Raw genomic sequence first — 17167 nt, 5'->3', positions numbered from 1 at the left:
AAATCACCCTTGCCCTTACTTTATTAAGAAATCAATACCATACTGTACAATAACATCAATAATGGTTATAATGACACCTAATACACAAGAAACGGCAACAACCGCAATGGTCTGTTTGCCAAGTGTTTTTTTCTCCGGCCAGATAATTTTCTTAAATTCAGATTTAAGACCTTCAAACCAGCTTTTCTTGGGGGCTTTTTCTGTTTTTGCAGTTTCTCCCATTACATTCACTTCCTTTGCATTATCACTAACAGTTATTTGGTTTCTTTGTGTGATGTGTGTGTTCTACAGAATTTACAGTATTTTTTTGTTTCCATTCTGTCCGGATGATTTTTCTTATCCTTCGTCATGTTGTAGTTACGTTGTTTACATTCCGTACATGCCAATGTGATTTTAACGCGCACAACTTCCACCTCGCCTTCTTTGTAATTTGGTAACAGCTTGCGTAGGCTGTTGAATTTTTAGGCATAAAAAAAAGACCTACTTCCATTCGCTCGTTTATCTTATCATATACAATAGCTGGAAGTCAAGTCTTTTTTTGACAAGATCCATGATCTTATGCAGTGTTTTAATTACAAATATCTCAGAAATCTATCTGAAGTATCATTCAGATATGCTCCGGATCAGCGGAATTTTTCCTGTCCCTGTTTTAATGATACTTCCCTGCCGAATGCTGTGGCTGCCAGGCCGCCTTCCCCCGTTTCCCGCAGGGAGACATTCATCAGATCTCCGACTTCTTTCATGGCATCAATCACCTGATCAGGGGGAATCCGGCTTTCTATTCCAGCCAATGCCATATCGGCACATGCCAGTGCGTTCACCGCCCCGATTACATTCCGCTTCACACACGGAACCTCTACCAAACCGGCTACCGGATCACAGACCAGTCCCAGCAGATTTTTAAGAGACATCGCGGCCGCATGAGCGATCTGACCTGCATTTCCGCCTCTGAGATGTACCATTGCCCCTGCCGCCATCGCACTTGCCGAACCTATTTCCGCCTGACAGCCGCCGGAAGCTCCGGCAATATAAGCACGGACAGCTATAACCTGTCCAATTCCAGCAGCCACATACAGTGCTTCTCCAATACGTGCATCCTCTGTCTGCTCATTCTTGTAAAAAGGGACCAGTACAGCCGGAAGTACGCCGCAGGCACCAGCTGTGGGTGCAGCCACAATCCGTTTCATGCAGGCATTGGATTCACCCATCTGCAGTGCAGCCGCAATGACCTGTCCCATAAATGCACCGCACAATGGTGTTTCCTTTTGAATATACTGTTCCATAATACCGCCGCTTCCGCCTACCAGACCGCTGTTGGAAATCAGTTTTTCATCATATGCTTCACTGGACGAAAGCATCGCCCGCCACATACCCATCATCTTCTCAAAAGATTCCTCTTTTGTAACTTTCCGCTCATTCATATCATCCTGCAGGATGGTTTCCCAGAATGGAATCTGTGATTCCCTGCATACTTCTAAGATTTCCTCTAATGAGTTATATGCCATGTTACCGGTTCCCTCCTATATCAATGTATGTTACCTTCAGTATGCCCTCTTTCTGCTCCAGCCACTCAATGGATTCCTTTGGAATCTTCTGGTCTGTCTCTATGATCATCACCGCATAGCCCCCTCGTTTTTTCCGGTGCAGGGACATATTGGCAACATTCACGGACTTCTGAAAAAGCATGGATGCCACCTCGGCAACATAACCGGGCTGATCCATGTTATGAATAATTAATGTGGGATTCTCACAGGTACAATTGACCTCCACATCATTGATTTTATTCAGCATAATCCGACCGCCACCCAGAGAAGAAGCCTGAACTGTCAGCTTTCTGTGCTGGCCATCCTCCAGTACCATCTGTACGGAATTAGGATGTGCCCCCTTTAAAGTTGTCTCTTCAAATGTAAACTCTAATCCCTTTTCTCCTGCCATTTCAAAGCTTTCCGGAATCCTTACATCATCCGGCTCCATTCCAAGCAGGCCTGCCACTATGGCTTTATCTGTACCATGTCCTACTCCGGTCGCCGCAAAGGAGCCATGCATACAAATCCGTGCTTTTAAGGGCATACATCCCAGCAGCTTTCTCCCCATCAGCCCGATCCTTACTGCCCCGGCCGTATGAGAGCTTGATGGTCCAACCATAACAGGTCCCAAAATATCGAATATGTTCATCCGTTTTTTCTCCTTAGCGTAAATTGAAAGGGAACGCCGAACGCTCCCTTAAAGAATATATTCATTATTATATTTTATCAAATCCCTGTCAAAAAGTATAGGGGGCAGCTAATTTTTTTCTGCGGTTCCCACTCGCAGGGAAACCAGCGTACGAAAAACCTTTTCTTCCTCTTTACACTCCATACTGCCTTCGTATTTTTTTACAATTCCCTTTACAATGTCAAGTCCCAGACCATGGCAGAACTTATCTTTTTTAGAAGTTTTAAAGTTTCCTTCCCGTTTAGCTTCCAAAGCTCTGGTCTCACCGGATCTGGCATTACAAAAAATCAGAACCTGATAGCCTGCACGGTACTGGCTTTTCACATTAATAAAGCGCTCCTGGGAATTTTCCATGCGCATGCAGCTTTCAATTGCATTATCAAACAAATTATAAAAGATACTGAGCCAGTCAACATCATCGACTCTTCCACTGACAAAATGTGCCATGTTTAACTGCAGTTTAATTTTATTTTTCGCACACTCTGTAATTTTATTATGCAGTACTGCATCAATCATTACATTTCTGCTGATATTGCTTTGCAGAAGCTTGTCATATTCTTTATTCAGTCGTTTTGTGATTTCACCCATAGATTCTGTATGATTATCCCGTACCAGCCTTTCTATGGTCTGAAGATGGTTTCCAATATCGTGGCGCATTTTCTGCACCAGTTCGTTTTGCTCTTCCAGAACCTTATAATGCTCTCTCAAAAGCTTTTGCTGCATCAGCAGATATTGATTCTCTCTTTTAAGGTTTTCTCTGCTGTACCAGGTCAGCAATCCGCCGAATACGCACAGCATAGCTACCACATACATCAGTACCCAGGGTTCGAGAAGCCGGTTTGCATTTTCATTCATCATAAAGACAGTTGCAGCCAGATTCACAAATACGGATACAATAGCAAATACCTTCCAGATCCATAAAGGAATTTTTTCAAATACGCAGAATTTAATCACAACACATATGATCGCGGCAGCAAGAATATTTTTAGCCCCGTTTACCGCAGTCACTAATAAAATATTCTCTCCACTGTAAAGAGCAGCAGCGCCGCCAAAACCAAATATGTTGTTCGTAATCAGACTGAATGCCGCACCGATAATCCCAAAAAATTCTATAAATGCGTAAAATTTCACAAAATCATTTACCGGTTTCACCGATATTTTATAGATGACTGCCATCCACAGAATGATTTCTGCCACATAGACCAGAAATGCAGAACCGCCGTTCTTTACAGGCAGCATCAGCAAACCATCCACCACAGCAAGAAGAAGCAGAATCATCCGCTTCTTTCTCAAGTCCATATTTCCGGTATCTACGCACCGAATGGCAAAAATATAGAATATAACAGTTTCTAACAGGGCAGCAACACATTTTCCGGTAAATACCGTCATTATTTCACCTCACATTAGATTGTATTCTAGATATCTTCCCCCAGCCACCTGGCAAATGCCCTGCGGACATCATTCAGATACCTTCGGCTGATCGGAACCTTTTTCCCATTGCGCAGAATCAATTCATTCCGGCAAAATTCTTTTACAAAATTCAGATTCACAATATAACTGTTATGGCATCTTACAAAGTAATCCGATCCAAGCTGTGCCTGCAGTTCGGTCAATCCGGAAGATGTTCTGACAGTTTCTCCGACGCAGACCGCAAGTGTACTGCGCTTTTCCCTTTCTAAGTACTGAATATCCATAGGAAGCAATATAATCTTTCTTCCTTTTACCATGACAACAATACGTTCTCTGGCAACCTTACTTTTCTGTTGGATTTGCTTCTCAATAATCTTTGGCAGATATTTTTCCAGGTCTTTTTTCAAAACAAAATAGCAGTAGTCAACCTCATATACTTTTGAACTGTAGCAAAGATAGTTCGTCAAAAACACAATTTTTGTTCTGGTATCTAATGCTTCCAGCTTTTTCGCAACCTCAACCCCGTTAGATTCACCTATTTCAATATCCAGAAACAGTAAATCCAAATCATAAATACTTTCCCTTACGTAATGGTATAACTCCTCCGGATTCAAAAATTCATGAATTTCATACTCACACTTGTTTTTCTTCAAAAATTTCTCAATGAAATCTTTGCTTACCTGAACCGCCTTTGCTTCATCGTCACATATCCCGATTCGCATCATGATTCATCCCACCTTACTTATTTCTTTTCATTACCCGAATATAATTGCACAATTATATTTCTTGGAATTATACCATCCGTATCACAGTAAATGCAATGCTAAATACACTTTTAACACAGTTCGTGTAATATTTAACCAAAGTTTGTCGATTTCATTAAAAAATAGTCAAAAAATGGTAAATACTTCCATCCATTATAATCCACAAGCTATTTTTTAGGTTATAGATTATTATAATATAACAAAACAAATAATACAATACTTAATAAGTAATTATACAGGGGGTAAGTATGACAATTGATTATACCGCTATCGGACGCAGAATCCGAGCCATGAGATTAACCCAGAAAATTACACAAGAACGGCTCGCCGAACAGGTAGATATCTCTACACCACATCTTAGCAATATCGAAAGAGGGGTCACCCATGTAAGCCTGCCTACATTAATCACTATTGCAAATGCACTCCACACTACGGTAGACAATCTATTGTGCGACAGCCTTCCCGAAGCAAAGTCTTTCTACGTGAAAGAATTAAGGGATTTGTTAAACGACTGTGACGAAAAAGAGCTCCGCATATTGACGGAAACTTTAAGATCTCTGAAATCTTCCCTTCAGGATACTTATGGACATTGAATCATCGCTTGCATAATGACTGATAAAACAAAAAAGGACATTCCATTTGGAATTATCCTTTTTTTATTACCAAGCCGATACCTTTTCTGGCCTTGCACCCGGTATGTGTCCATCCAGTTTCCGAAAAGCTGTTACACTTCTTAGGATATATTATTCAGTATTCCATAAATATAAGTATCTTTCCAGACAGGCTGATTATTCTCATCCTTCCAGAAATATACGTTCTTTCTTAAATATCCTTCCCTGATAAATCCCAATTTCTCCAATAATCCCCAGGAATTCTGATTGTCCGGATCACAGTACGCACAAATCCTATGGATTCCATTTTCAAATGCCCATATAATCAGCTTTTCACAGCTTTCTTTTGCATATCCTTTTTTCCAGTAATTTTCATTAAACACATATCCGATTTCCAGAGAATTACAATCGCATTTACCCAAATAAACATTACCTATCATTTTACCTGTAGATTTTAGCTCAACCGCAATCATTTCATCCGTTGAAATTCTGGATTCCAGATTTTCCTTAACCTCTTCCATTGACATCGGCTTATATGGCTCATATTCCAGGACTTTCGGATTGGACAAGTATTCATATAGGTCCTGTAAATCACTTGTTGTGTATCTTCTTAATATTAATCGGTCCGTTTCTGCGATTATTATTTTTTCCATAATTATCTCCCCGTAAATTTATCTTTACCAACTTCCTGCACTTTTTTATTATATCATTGCCATATTCCAAAGTCACTTTATTTTTTCTTTTTTCTGGCATTTTCTAGCCTTCCCGGAGTACTATAGCGTGTTTTAAAAAAGTGGGGCGTGCAGATGGCGGGTATGAATTTTCAAACACGCTCTGGCAGCTCCCCACTCAATATTATGTTACCAATACGTCTTCCAGTCTTTTATATTTCTGACCAGTGCCTCAAGATAGAAATAATCTCCCCACAGATTACATTCATCGACCCCTCTGTCGGATACGCTGTTAAATGGACTGCTTTTCGCATAAACACCATGCAGGATCAGTCCGTTTGCTTCCTTCGGTGACCTAACCGCATAGTTGTCTATCAGGCTTTCCAGCATCTTCTGAGCCCTTTTACCATAAAAGGATTGCTCTTCCTTTTCCAGTCCCCCGTTTTCACACATTTCCATGATCCCGCAGACTGCTGCTGCGGCGGCTGACGAATCTCTCGGTTCATGGCTCCCCTCTGAGAACTGCAAATCCCAATAGGGAACCATATCCTCCGGGAGATGTCTTAGATAAAAATCCGTCACTTTGCGGAACAATTCTCTGCAGGTTTCATCTTTTGTATACCGCCATGCCAATGCCGTGCCATATATTCCCCAGGCCTGTCCTCTCGCCCAGGCAGAATCATCCTGATATCCCTGAGCCGTAACCCCCCGTAACGGCTCTCCGGTTCTCGGATTAAAAAAATAAGTGTGGTAGGTGGAATTATCTTCCCGCACCAGGTTTTGGATGCTTGTCTTCGTATGACGTACTGCAGCGTCTCTGTACTTTCCGTCCCCAGTTACTCTGGAAGCCCAGTATAATAAGGGCAGATTCAGCAGACAGTCAATAATCAGGCGGTAATTATCCTCTGCCCCCGGCTCTCCCCACGCCTGGAGAAACTCCCCTTTTACCTGAAAACGGCTGATAAGCTGGTCTGCAGCCAGAATAGCCGCTTCTTTTGCCCTTTTATTTCCCGTAATCTGATATGCTGCCACGCAGGAAGGTGTGTATAGAAATCCCATATCATGGTGGTCTACATCTATTTTCTGTTTTATCCTATTATAAAAGCTCTCAACCTGAACCTCCGCCGCCGATCTGAAACTTTCCTCTGCCGTCAGTTCATAGGCAAGCCAGTATGTCCCCGTACAGAATCCGGTTGTCCACTCTGTATTTTCTGTTTCCGGGTAAAACAGATGCTCACTATTGGATCCTGGAAATTTGTATGTGTAGTTATTCAGATTTCCTTTTAGAATAGATACTGCCTGCGCAGCTGCTTTTTGTATTTTTAACTTCTCCATAAATGCCCTCCTGCTGTAACTCCCGTTCCGCTGAATTCTCCATTTGTGGCAGTCCCATAATTTTTTATTTTGTCACTTTGATATAATTATCGTAAGCCGTCTGCTGAATTTCAATTGCTTTTTCAATATTCCTGTCCTTAAGTTCCTGAATAAATGCATCGTATTCATCGTCTATATTGCTGGAACCTAAAATCCAGCTCTGCAGCTTTTCATAAACAATTGGCTGAATTCCCGACATGATGCTCTTGTATTCATCCATATCCTCTGTGCTCAGCTTCAGCTCCGGAAGTTTTGGAGCACTAAACCATTCATCATGTGAATCATAAAGCTTGTTTGCTGCTTTCCCTGCATCATTCATGGTCGCATACTCATAATCTGCTGCCTGGATATAACCGGCACGGTATTGTGAGCCCAGGGAACGCAGATATTCCACCGGTGCCAGTCCGGATTTGAACACTTCCTCTGTAAAAGCTTTCCCGCCGTTGTCATCCACCGTGTATGTCCTGCCCTCGATACCCCAGTTCATCAAATCGGAACCTTCCTCTGTAAACATGAAATCCATAAACGCAATTGCACTCTCCGGATCCTTGCACTGGGAAGAGATTCCCCATCCGCACTCAGCATAACGGTAATCACGCTCCTTCACATTCCCATTCTGGTCTTTTAACGGTGCAATTGCCACCATATTAAATCCCGGTATTTCCTCTCCCAGAGAATCATTGTAATTACCTGTACTTACCCAGTCATGGGTAAATCCACCTGTGTTATTACTAAGCAGTGTATCTCTTGCGGACATGCCTCTTGTAAAAATCTCCGGATCAATCAGTCCCTCTTTATACCACTGAGCCAGATTTTTTACCGCAAGTTTATAATTATCTGTCAGCGGTTCAAATGTGATTTTACCGTCACGGGGATAGAAGGATGCACTGGAATCCCACAGTGCGAGATACTCTCCCATTTCTGTCTCCGAAGTAGCAGAGCGGTCAAACAGCGGAATCTCGTCTGCCTTTCCATTGCCGTTGGGATCATTGTTCTTAAATGCTGTCAGTACATCATGGAGTTCATCCACGGTTTCCGGTGCCTTCAGCCCCAGTTTATCCAGCCAGTCCTGGCGTATCCAGTAAAATTGTGAAGACTTCAGCTCTTTTCCCAACGGGATATTATAGATATGTCCGTCTTCCGCTGTTGCCTGATATTTCAGATTCGGGTCATTATCCAGTGCTTCTTTGATATGAGGGGCATGCTCCTCAATCAGATCATTTAAAGGGATAACCCCTCCGTCCTTACCCAGTTTCTCCATATCAGTCGTTAAATCACATGCAATAATATCAGCCAGCTGCCCGGATGCCACCATATTCTGGAACGCTGTAGCATAATCGGAATTGGATGAGGCAACCAGCCCTTTGAGTTTTACACCCGTTTTCTTCTCCACCTCTTTCCACACTTCCCAGTCAGAATTAAAAGGTGTTCCGGACAGGAACATAAACGCCGTGAATTCTTTGCTGCCCTCTCCCTTAGAAGCAGTTGCTGTGCTATCCTTCACTTTTCCGCATCCTGCTGCACCAAATATCATAGACAAGCCAAGAACTGCGGTCAGTAATAATACTGTAATCTGTTTTCTCTTCATAATGAATAATCCTCCATTTATAATTAGCCTTTGACACCACCCAGGGTGAGGCCTGATTTAAAATATTTTTGAATAAAAGGGAATACAATAATCATGGGAACAACTGCCAGTATAATCAATGCATATACCTGCGTGGTAGGTGAAGTGAGCGATGCCTTTGTCACAATTGCCGCATCGGAAGGGTTGGATACCCTCTCCACGATTAATTTTTTCAGGAATACCTGCAAAGGGATCTTGCCGTCATCTTTTAGAAGCTGCATTGCCCAGAAATAACCGTTCCACCTGCTGATGCCGTAAAACAATCCTACAGTGGCAAGTGCCGGTTTTGATAGGGGCAGATATATATTCCATAATACCCTGAAATGCCCTGCACCGTCAATGAACGCTGCCTCTTCCAGTGCCTCCGGCACCTGCTCAAAAAAGCTCTTCATAATAATCAGATTATACGTCTCAATTGCGAACCCAAAAATAATTGCCGCTCTTGTGTCCAGCAGTCCCAGATTGCTGAAATTCATATAAGTGGGAATGATCCCTGCGCTGAACCACATGGTAAAGACTGTGAATAGTGTCAGAGCTTTTCTTCCCATCAGATATTTCTTCGATAACGCATATGCCATAGTAGTTGTAAAGAACATATTTGCCAATAGTCCGAAGACCGTGTAAAAAATAGCATTTCCGTAAGCTGACCACAGCCCGTCACGCTTAAAAACTGCCTCATAACTTGCTGTAGTAAACTCCCTGATCTTCAGTAAAACATCCCCATTTTCAACAAAAAATGGCTTGCTGAAGGAAGAAATCAATACATAATATATGGGATACAGAGCGATAAAGGTAATCAGGATACCCAGAATAACCATCACCACATTGAAGATCTTTTCTTCGAACCCGATAACCTGTCCCTGTTTTATTTTATTTCTCAACATCTCTTTTCCTCCTTACCATAATGCGTTATCGGAAATCTTCTTGCTGATTTTGTTAGCAAGAATTACCATGATGAATGCAACCGCGGATTCAAATAACCCAGCCGCCACAGACAGCCCATAGTTTCCGTTTTCAAATGCCAGACGGTAAGAGTAGGTGGATATAACATCTGCTGCCGAATAAGTTGCCGGCTGGTACAGAAGCAGAATCGCCTCGTACCCTACCTTGATGATCCCTCCCAGCTTGAGAATCAGCATGGTTACAATAGCAGGTACCATACCCGGAATCGTCACATGAAAAATTTTCTTCATTTTCCCTGCCCCGTCCACAGTTGCTGCCTCATAAAGCTGCTGGTCTATTCCCATAATTGCGGCAATATATACCAGTGCATCAAATCCTGCATTCTGCCACAGTGTCATCAAAGTATAGATTCCTTTGAAATATTCCGGTTTTGTCATAAAGTACACCGGATCTGCACCCAGCTTTTCCAATACCAGATTTATCACACCGGTACTGGGTGAAAGAAAGTTAATCACAATACCGCAGACCACCACTACCGATATAAAGTGCGTAAGCAGCGTGGACATCTGCGTCATCCTGCTGACAAACTTGTTCTTCATCTCTGTTACACAAATTGCCAGTGCGATAGGCACCGGAAAGCAGATCAATAACTGCCAGAAAGAAATCATCAGGGTGTTTTTCAATACCCTGGGAAAATCCTTCCCCTTAAAAAATTCAATAAAATTCTGAAGACCTGTAAACGTACTGCCTTCAATGCCCTGAAATACATTGTAATCATAGAACGCAATCTTAAGTTCCGTCATAGGGCGGTATGCAAATAGAAGATACCAGATAATACCCGGAAGCAGCAGAAGATATAATTCCTTGCTTGAAACTATTTTCTTTATAACAAAAGAAAAATTTCTTTTCTTCTGTGTTTTTATTTGTTGTTTAGCCAAAGTCCTCTTTTCTCTCCTTTCTACAGTATCGAAGCGCTTCGAGTCGATAGATCAACCTTAACGGATCATGTTTGAAAAGTAAATCATCAAATTCCCCGGCCTGTTTTTTCTCTGCTTTTTGGGATACCCACTTTTCTCTCAGTACCCTTTTTTCAATGTCCCGCCCATTTTTCGTGCATCATCATTTTTCAAAAGATCACCATTTTGTCCTAATCCTTGTAAAATAGGGCTCTTTCACTTGAATTATCACCAGAATGCAATTATAATTTATACTGAATTTCCAACAATTTACACCAAAAAGGAGGTGCGCGATGATGCTGAAACATCCTTCCGGGTTATATCATCAAAAAATGAAATTTGTCTTCCTGCTCTTAGCCGCTGCTGTGACGCTGGCGTTTGCATCTGTCTCAGGAATATTCCTGTCACAAAAATCGGAAGAAAATTATATGAGTTCCATCACTGTTTCCCGGACTATACTGGAAGAGAAGAGCGCCGCCTCACTCAAAGAGATTTCCAATACTATGACGGATATTGTAAACGATTCCCTGATAAAGGAATGGTCTGTCTCGGAGGGGACACCTGATTTTTATTTTCTGTCCTCCAAGGCCCAAAAGGCATTGTTAAAACATGCCGGTGCCGGAGAGACCCGCTTCCAGGTCTATCTGCTCCTAAATAACGGACAGATTGATCTTGAAAACAACACACATTCCACTGTCCTGTCGCCGGAAGGTTCTTTTTCCATATCCGAATTTTTGAAGAAAAAAGGGCTGTCTGCAAAGGATCTGGCAGATATACAGCATTATTTCGAAACAAATATGTTTCCCTATGTTATCCCTCACTATGATGAAAAAGGCTCACTTGTCTCTCTTTACTATTTGATTAAGGGTTGTAAACAGCCCCGGACATGTATCTATATGGCTGATATCCCCATTTCTTCCCTGGTAGGCACTGCCACCCCCGAGAAATACTGGATTTCCGGCACCAATGGACTTTTCATATCCAGTTCTCAGGATGAAGAGGATTTGAAACTGTTTAAATCACTGCAGAAAGACTTGGATTCCAACAAAGACATAGTCCGGAAATCCGGCTTCTATATTGCAAATACGCATCTTCTGTCAATGAACTGGAATATATCCTATCTCTATGACCGGTACAGTCTGAACGCTATGAATATTTTTCTGTACCTGGTGTCTGTCATGGCTATTTTCGTGTTGCTGTGTGCTGTCTTTTATTATGTGGCAAATCTTCTGTACAAACCAATTTATAAAGTATTGCAGCCACATATAAAGGAAGATTCCCAGAGCTATGACGAGTTTGGGATTTTGAATGAAAATCTGGCTAAAATTCAGAGCCTGAACCACAGCCTTCTGGCAACCCAGAAGACCACGGATACATTACTTGCACAACAGTATTACCAGAATCTGCTCACAGACCCCAACGGCTGCCTGGCACCAAAAGAAAAGCCGTTTTTTCCTGATAACAGCCGTTTTTGTGTGGGACTGATCTGCTTTACCCCGGATTCCAGTCTTCCTCCGGATGACAGCAGATTCTGCCAGCTGGAGCTTTATAAAAACCTGATCTTTAAAAGCTGTCTGCAGCGTAATGATCTTGTATTTGTAAAATTATCTATGTACCGTTATGCCCTGATCCTGATATCCGACAGTCTTGAGGAAGCAAAGGCACTGGCAGCCCAGGTGATGTCCCCTTCCCCGGAAACGGACGAGGAAGGAGGAAAATACTGGGAAGAACAGATTATTCTGAGTTCGGTAAAAGAAGGCTTTGAGAATCTGCATCCCTGTTACCTGGAAACTTTGAAGATAGCAGAATATCTCCCCATGCTGCCACACGACAAAATCATCACCCATGCTCAGATAGCAGATATAGACTCCGCTACATACTCCTACCCTCTTTCTATGGAGAATAAACTGATACAGACCGTTATCGAAGGACAGGAGCAGGCACTTGAACTGTTCGATAATCTGATCCGTGAAAACCTGGTCCACAAAGTTCTGCCCATGGAGGTTCTGCAGAACTTTATCTACGCCCTGATCGGAACCGTGAACAGAATATTCCAGGAGATGAAAACCTGCCCTGAGGAATTTATTGGCCGCTCCATTGACTACGAACACTGGTATACACATTGGGCGGATTCGGTGACGATCACTGGTATCAAAACGGTTCTCACCGAGACCATCCGTGAGAAAAACCGGCGCACCCAGACCCAGGATGAGGCTGTCCTCTCCCGCATGCTGGACTATATTCACCAGAATTACCATGATAACATCATGCTCAACGACCTTGCTGACCAGTTTAATATCTCACCTAAATACTGCGGTATTCTATTCAAACAGCTAAGTGACAACAATTTTAAGGATTATCTGAATAACTACCGGATTAATCAGGCCAAAGCCCTGCTGGAAAAAGATCCTTTTCTGAAAACCAAGGACTTAAGTACCCTGACAGGATTCAACAGCTCCAACACCTTCATCCGGGTGTTCAGCAAATATACCGGGTTAACACCACAGAAGTATGCCGATTATGTAATGGAAAAAAGGGACAGAAATAAATAATGGGACAAAAAACAGCGAAGCAATGATTATTTTTCATTGCATACGCTGTTTTTATTATTCATAAACACCCATTATGCTATTAAAACCTAAAAATCCCCAGAAGCATAATCGCTTCTGAGGACTAAAATTATACGCAGCTATCTTAATACAGCTTTGCACCTGCCGGAATCCGGTCATCCACCATCAAAAGATTCAGACCTTCTTTCCCGTCATCCTCATGAACTGCTGAAATCAGCATTCCACAAGAATCAATGCCCATCATAGGTCTTGGAGGCAGATTTACGATTGCAATACAAGTTTTTCCAACCAGGTCTTCCGGCTCGTAATACTCGTGAATACCGCTTAAAATCACTCTTTCTGTGCCTGAACCATCGTCCAGAACAAACTTCAAAAGCTTCTTGCTCTTCGGAACTGCTGTACATTCTTTTACCTTCACAGCTCTGTAATCAGCCTTTGAGAAGGTCTCAAAATCCACCATTTCTTCAAAAAGAGGCTCCACTTTTACCTTTGAAAAATCGATAGCTTCCGCAGCTTTTACTTCCTGTACCGGTGCTGCATTTTCTGTTTTTCCTTTTTTTGCAGAAGCATCAGAACCGCCGATGCTCTTCATTGTGGGGAATAACAGCACATCACGAATCGCTGCAGCATTCGTAAGCAGCATTACCATACGGTCAATACCGATTCCAATTCCACCTGTAGGCGGCATACCATGTTCCAGGGCATTTAAGAAGTCTTCATCAACGCTGTTGGCTTCTTCGTCTCCCTGAGCCTTTAATTCTTCCTGTGCTTCAAAACGTCCGCGCTGGTCGATTGGGTCATTTAATTCGGAGAACGCATTTGCCATCTCTCGTTTAGTGATAAACAGTTCGAAACGCTCTGTATAATCCGGATTTCCAGGTATTCTCTTCGCAAGAGGAGATACTTCCACCGGATGATCCATAATAAAGGTTGGCTGAACCAGCTGTTCCTCTACAAATTCTTCAAAAAGAAGATTCAGGATATCGCCCTTTTTATGTCTGGCCTCGTAGTGTACACCCTTTTTATCAGCTAAAGCTTTCGCTTCTTCTTCTGTCTTGATTTCATTAAAGTCCACACCTGCATATTTCTTCACCGCTTCTACCATAGTAAGACGTTCGAAAGGCTTGGATAAATCGATCTCCACGTCACCATAGTTAATTACTGTTGTACCCAGGACTTCCTGCGCTACATGACGGTAAAGGTTCTCAGACAGATCCATCATGCCATGGTAATCTGTATATGCCTGATAGAGCTCTAGTAATGTAAATTCCGGATTATGTCTGGTATCCAATCCTTCGTTACGGAAAACACGTCCAATTTCATAAACGCGTTCCAGTCCGCCTACGATCAGTCTCTTCAGATATAACTCCAGAGAAATTCTCAGATGCACATCTTCATCTAATGCATTATAATGTGTGTCAAAAGGTCTGGCAGCAGCTCCGCCTGCATTTGGAACCAGGATCGGAGTTTCTACTTCCATAAATCCGTTCCCATCCAGGTACTGACGAATGCAGCTAATGATCTTGGAACGTTTCACAAAGGTTTCCTTCACATCCTGGTTCATGATTAAATCCACATATCTCTGACGGTAACGGATATCTGTATTGGTCAGTCCATGGAATTTTTCCGGCAGGATCTGAAGACTCTTAGACAACAGAGATACTGCAGATGCATGAATTGAGATTTCACCTGTTTTCGTTTTAAATACTTCACCCTTTAAGCCAACGATATCACCAATATCCATTTTCTTAAATGCTTTGTATTCTTCTTCTCCGATACTGTCTCTTGCAACATAAGACTGGATATTTCCTTCCAGATCCTGAATATTGCAAAAAGAAGCTTTTCCCATAACACGTTTGGACATAATACGTCCAGCCAGGGAAACCTGTTTGCCTTCCAGCTCTTCAAAATTCTCTTTCACTTCTCTGCTATGATGGTCTACATCATATTTCATAATTTCAAAAGGATTATTACCGTTCGCCTGTAATTCTTCCAGCTTCTCGCGGCGTACCTTTAACAACTGATTAATATCCTGTTCCTGTACCTTCTTCTGTTCAGCCACTGTCTTTCCTCCTTCATTAAATGGATCTTTGTATTTCTAAAACCTTATATTTCATATCTCCCGCCTGGGTTTCCACAACTACTTCATCGCCAACTTTAGCGCCGATTAATGCTTTTCCAACCGGAGACTCATTTGAAATCTTACCCTGAAGACTGTTTGCTTCGGAAGAACCTACGATCTTAAAGTCCAGTTCTTCTTCAAATTCAGCATCATATACTTTCACAGCACATCCAACGCTGATTTTGTCTAAATCAACTTCATCTTCCACAATAACTTCTGCATTTTTTAAGATTTTTTCAATCTGCTCAATTCTTGCTTCTATATCTCTCTGTTCATCTTTCGCTGCATCGTATTCCGCATTTTCGGACAGGTCGCCCTGCTCTCTTGCCTCTTTAATCTTACCGGCAACTTCTTTTCTTTTTACAACCTTTAAATCATGAAGCTCTTCTTCCAGGCTTTTTAATCCCGCATAAGTTAATAAGTTCTTCTTTTCTTCCATTCTTATTGCACCCTTCCTACATCTATTCTTGTATTTGTTTTCAAGCCCCTTCGAACGAAACACCTCAGTTTATAGGACTGTTCCCATTCTATAAAATGAGGTGAATCGTACGTTTACGTAACAATCACAGTATTATATCCTATCAATGGCAAATTGTCAAGAATCTCAAAGTCGAAATAGCGCCATCCAGTATCTTCCAGATATTAAAATTTCTCTTCCAGCATTTTTTCCAACTGTTCCATACTCTCAATCTCATTTACACATCTGCGTATAGCAGCCGAATGAGGATACCCTGCAGTATACCATGCAACGTGCTTCCTCATTTCCCGGATTCCGGTATATGCCCCTTTATATTGAAGCTGAAGAGATGCATGTTTGAGAATCATTTCCTTTAATTCCGGAATCGAAGGTTTTGGGAGTATAACCCCCCTTTCAAAGTATGCAGCCAAGTCCCTGAATATCCATGGATTTCCTCTTGCCGCCCTTCCTATCATGATTCCGTCACATCCGGTCTCTTTCATCATCTTCTCTGCTGACAGTGGATCCGTAACATCACCATTTCCGATAACCGGTATACGAACTGCCTCTTTTACCTGTCTTATTATTTCCCAGTCTGCTTCTCCGGAATAATACTGTTCTCTGGTTCTGCCATGTATCGTAATTGCCGCCGCTCCGCATCCTTCTATAATTCTGGCTATCTCTACCGCATTAACATGCTCTTCGTCAAAACCTTTTCTGATCTTGACGGTTACCGGTTTATTTACGGCTTTTACAGTTTTGCTTACAATTGCCTCAACTCTCCCGGGATCTTTCATGAGTGCGGAACCTTCCTGGTTATTCACTACCTTCGGGACCGGACATCCCATATTAATATCCAGAATATCAAATTCTTTTTCTTCAATTTCCTTTGCCATTTCACTGATAATATGGGGATCTGATCCAAAAAGCTGCAACGCTATGGGATGTTCTGATTTTTCTATTTCCATTAGTTTTTCTGTATTCTTATTATGGAAGGAAATCGCTTTTGCACTCACCATCTCCATACTTAAAAGTCCTGCCCCCTGCTCTTTGCAAAGCAAGCGAAATGGCAGGTCAGTTACCCCTGCCATCGGCGCTAAGACAAATGGATTTGCCAGCTCTACGCTGCCTATCTTAATCTTCATAGTCTTCTCCAAGAAAAAATACTTTATAATACATCTCCAGTGAGCGAAGCAGTTCCTCTTTGCTCCTCTGAAGTTCTTTGATCTTTAGCACGCTCCCGATTTCATCATAGGCATAATCCGATTCATGAGCCTCGGTATGAAAACAAAGCGTTCCATCCTCTTCAAATTCAAGGGTTAACACTCCCCCCACGTCCTGAGTATATAAGACGCACATAATCTTCAACTCGTCTTTTATACTGTCGGGAAGAGCGGCGAAGTTCTCATTTAAATAAAATTTTTGCTCATATGCGCTTGCTCCGCATAATACTACTTTATCCTGGTACATCGTTTCCTCCTGACACCT

17 protein-coding genes and 1 pseudogene are annotated in these 17167 nt (G+C 42.2%); 3 read left to right on the top strand and 15 right to left on the bottom strand.

Annotation, left to right across the window (positions count from 1 at the left end; genetic code table 11):
- Positions 1-15: 15 nt before the first annotated feature.
- The 6 genes from secE to QR40_RS05110 all read right to left on the bottom strand — a co-directional run bounded on the left by secE (position 16) and on the right by QR40_RS05110 (position 4349).
- Positions 16-222 (bottom strand): preprotein translocase subunit SecE, encoded by a 207-nt coding sequence (gene secE, locus QR40_RS05130; protein ID WP_027296063.1) that lies wholly within the window; start codon positions 220-222, stop codon positions 16-18.
- 32 nt (positions 223-254) lie between these two features.
- The gene (rpmG, locus tag QR40_RS30690) at positions 255-404 is read right to left on the bottom strand and encodes a 50S ribosomal protein L33 (protein ID WP_138002359.1); all 150 of its coding nucleotides are present in this window, start codon (positions 402-404) and stop codon (positions 255-257) included.
- Positions 405-623: 219 nt separating this feature from the next.
- Positions 624-1505: an L-serine ammonia-lyase, iron-sulfur-dependent, subunit alpha gene (gene sdaAA / locus QR40_RS05125; RefSeq protein ID WP_027296062.1), complete on the bottom strand. Its 882-nt coding sequence runs from the start codon at positions 1503-1505 to the stop codon at positions 624-626.
- A 1-nt stretch (position 1506) separates the two neighbouring features.
- Positions 1507-2175, bottom strand: coding sequence for an L-serine ammonia-lyase, iron-sulfur-dependent subunit beta (sdaAB, locus tag QR40_RS05120; protein ID WP_044293750.1), 669 nt, complete (start codon positions 2173-2175; stop codon positions 1507-1509).
- A 108-nt stretch (positions 2176-2283) separates the two neighbouring features.
- Positions 2284-3603 (bottom strand): sensor histidine kinase, encoded by a 1320-nt coding sequence (locus tag QR40_RS05115; protein WP_027296060.1) that lies wholly within the window; start codon positions 3601-3603, stop codon positions 2284-2286.
- Positions 3604-3629: 26 nt separating this feature from the next.
- The gene (locus QR40_RS05110; RefSeq protein WP_027296059.1) at positions 3630-4349 is read right to left on the bottom strand and encodes a LytR/AlgR family response regulator transcription factor; all 720 of its coding nucleotides are present in this window, start codon (positions 4347-4349) and stop codon (positions 3630-3632) included.
- Between the two features lie 287 nt (positions 4350-4636).
- Here QR40_RS05110 and QR40_RS05105 point away from each other — a divergent pair, with 287 nt between their 5' ends.
- Entirely contained in the window at positions 4637-4981 is a 345-nt protein-coding gene (locus QR40_RS05105) for a helix-turn-helix domain-containing protein (protein ID WP_044293743.1), read from the top strand.
- Positions 4982-5121: 140 nt separating this feature from the next.
- Here the strand turns inward: QR40_RS05105 and QR40_RS05100 are convergent, their stop codons facing one another.
- Positions 5122-5652 carry a GNAT family N-acetyltransferase gene (locus tag QR40_RS05100; RefSeq protein WP_027296057.1) on the bottom strand — a complete coding sequence of 177 codons (531 nt, stop codon included), beginning with the start codon at positions 5650-5652 and terminating at the stop codon, positions 5122-5124.
- 138 nt (positions 5653-5790) lie between these two features.
- On the opposite strand from QR40_RS05100, the pseudogene QR40_RS33515 reads away from it, so the two are divergent.
- Positions 5791-5841: pseudogene (locus QR40_RS33515) on the top strand (DUF6783 domain-containing protein); the annotation flags it as partial.
- A gap of 18 nt (positions 5842-5859) precedes the next feature.
- Here QR40_RS33515 and QR40_RS05095 read toward each other — a convergent pair.
- The 4 genes from QR40_RS05095 to QR40_RS05080 all read right to left on the bottom strand — a co-directional run bounded on the left by QR40_RS05095 (position 5860) and on the right by QR40_RS05080 (position 10512).
- Positions 5860-7005, bottom strand: coding sequence for a glycoside hydrolase family 88 protein (locus QR40_RS05095; RefSeq protein WP_044293741.1), 1146 nt, complete (start codon positions 7003-7005; stop codon positions 5860-5862).
- A gap of 64 nt (positions 7006-7069) precedes the next feature.
- Entirely contained in the window at positions 7070-8632 is a 1563-nt protein-coding gene (locus tag QR40_RS05090) for an extracellular solute-binding protein (RefSeq protein WP_027296055.1), read from the bottom strand.
- Between the two features lie 23 nt (positions 8633-8655).
- The gene (locus QR40_RS05085) at positions 8656-9555 is read right to left on the bottom strand and encodes a carbohydrate ABC transporter permease (protein WP_027296054.1); all 900 of its coding nucleotides are present in this window, start codon (positions 9553-9555) and stop codon (positions 8656-8658) included.
- A gap of 12 nt (positions 9556-9567) precedes the next feature.
- Positions 9568-10512 carry an ABC transporter permease gene (locus QR40_RS05080; protein ID WP_044289663.1) on the bottom strand — a complete coding sequence of 315 codons (945 nt, stop codon included), beginning with the start codon at positions 10510-10512 and terminating at the stop codon, positions 9568-9570.
- Positions 10513-10823: 311 nt separating this feature from the next.
- On the opposite strand from QR40_RS05080, the gene QR40_RS05075 reads away from it, so the two are divergent.
- The gene (locus QR40_RS05075) at positions 10824-13082 is read left to right on the top strand and encodes a helix-turn-helix transcriptional regulator (RefSeq protein WP_242858456.1); all 2259 of its coding nucleotides are present in this window, start codon (positions 10824-10826) and stop codon (positions 13080-13082) included.
- A gap of 142 nt (positions 13083-13224) precedes the next feature.
- On the opposite strand, the gene lysS is transcribed toward QR40_RS05075, so the two are convergent.
- From lysS to QR40_RS05055, 4 genes are all read right to left on the bottom strand, one after another.
- The gene (lysS, locus tag QR40_RS05070) at positions 13225-15162 is read right to left on the bottom strand and encodes a lysine--tRNA ligase (protein ID WP_044293740.1); all 1938 of its coding nucleotides are present in this window, start codon (positions 15160-15162) and stop codon (positions 13225-13227) included.
- 16 nt (positions 15163-15178) lie between these two features.
- Positions 15179-15661 carry a transcription elongation factor GreA gene (gene greA, locus QR40_RS05065; RefSeq protein WP_027296039.1) on the bottom strand — a complete coding sequence of 161 codons (483 nt, stop codon included), beginning with the start codon at positions 15659-15661 and terminating at the stop codon, positions 15179-15181.
- 203 nt (positions 15662-15864) lie between these two features.
- On the bottom strand, positions 15865-16824 hold the full coding sequence (gene dusB / locus QR40_RS05060; RefSeq protein WP_044293739.1) for a tRNA dihydrouridine synthase DusB: 960 nt from the start codon (positions 16822-16824) through the stop codon (positions 15865-15867).
- On the bottom strand, positions 16814-17149 hold the full coding sequence (locus tag QR40_RS05055; protein WP_027296037.1) for a DUF6145 family protein: 336 nt from the start codon (positions 17147-17149) through the stop codon (positions 16814-16816). Before QR40_RS05055 ends, dusB begins: the two co-directional genes overlap by 11 nt.
- Between the last annotated feature and the right edge of the window lie 18 nt (positions 17150-17167).

Source organism: Robinsoniella peoriensis, assembly GCF_000797495.1.
In the GTDB taxonomy this organism is placed as follows: Bacteria; Bacillota; Clostridia; order Lachnospirales; family Lachnospiraceae; genus Robinsoniella; species Robinsoniella peoriensis.
Note: the sequence above shows the minus strand (reverse complement) of the source record. Positions and strands in the feature narration are given on the sequence as shown.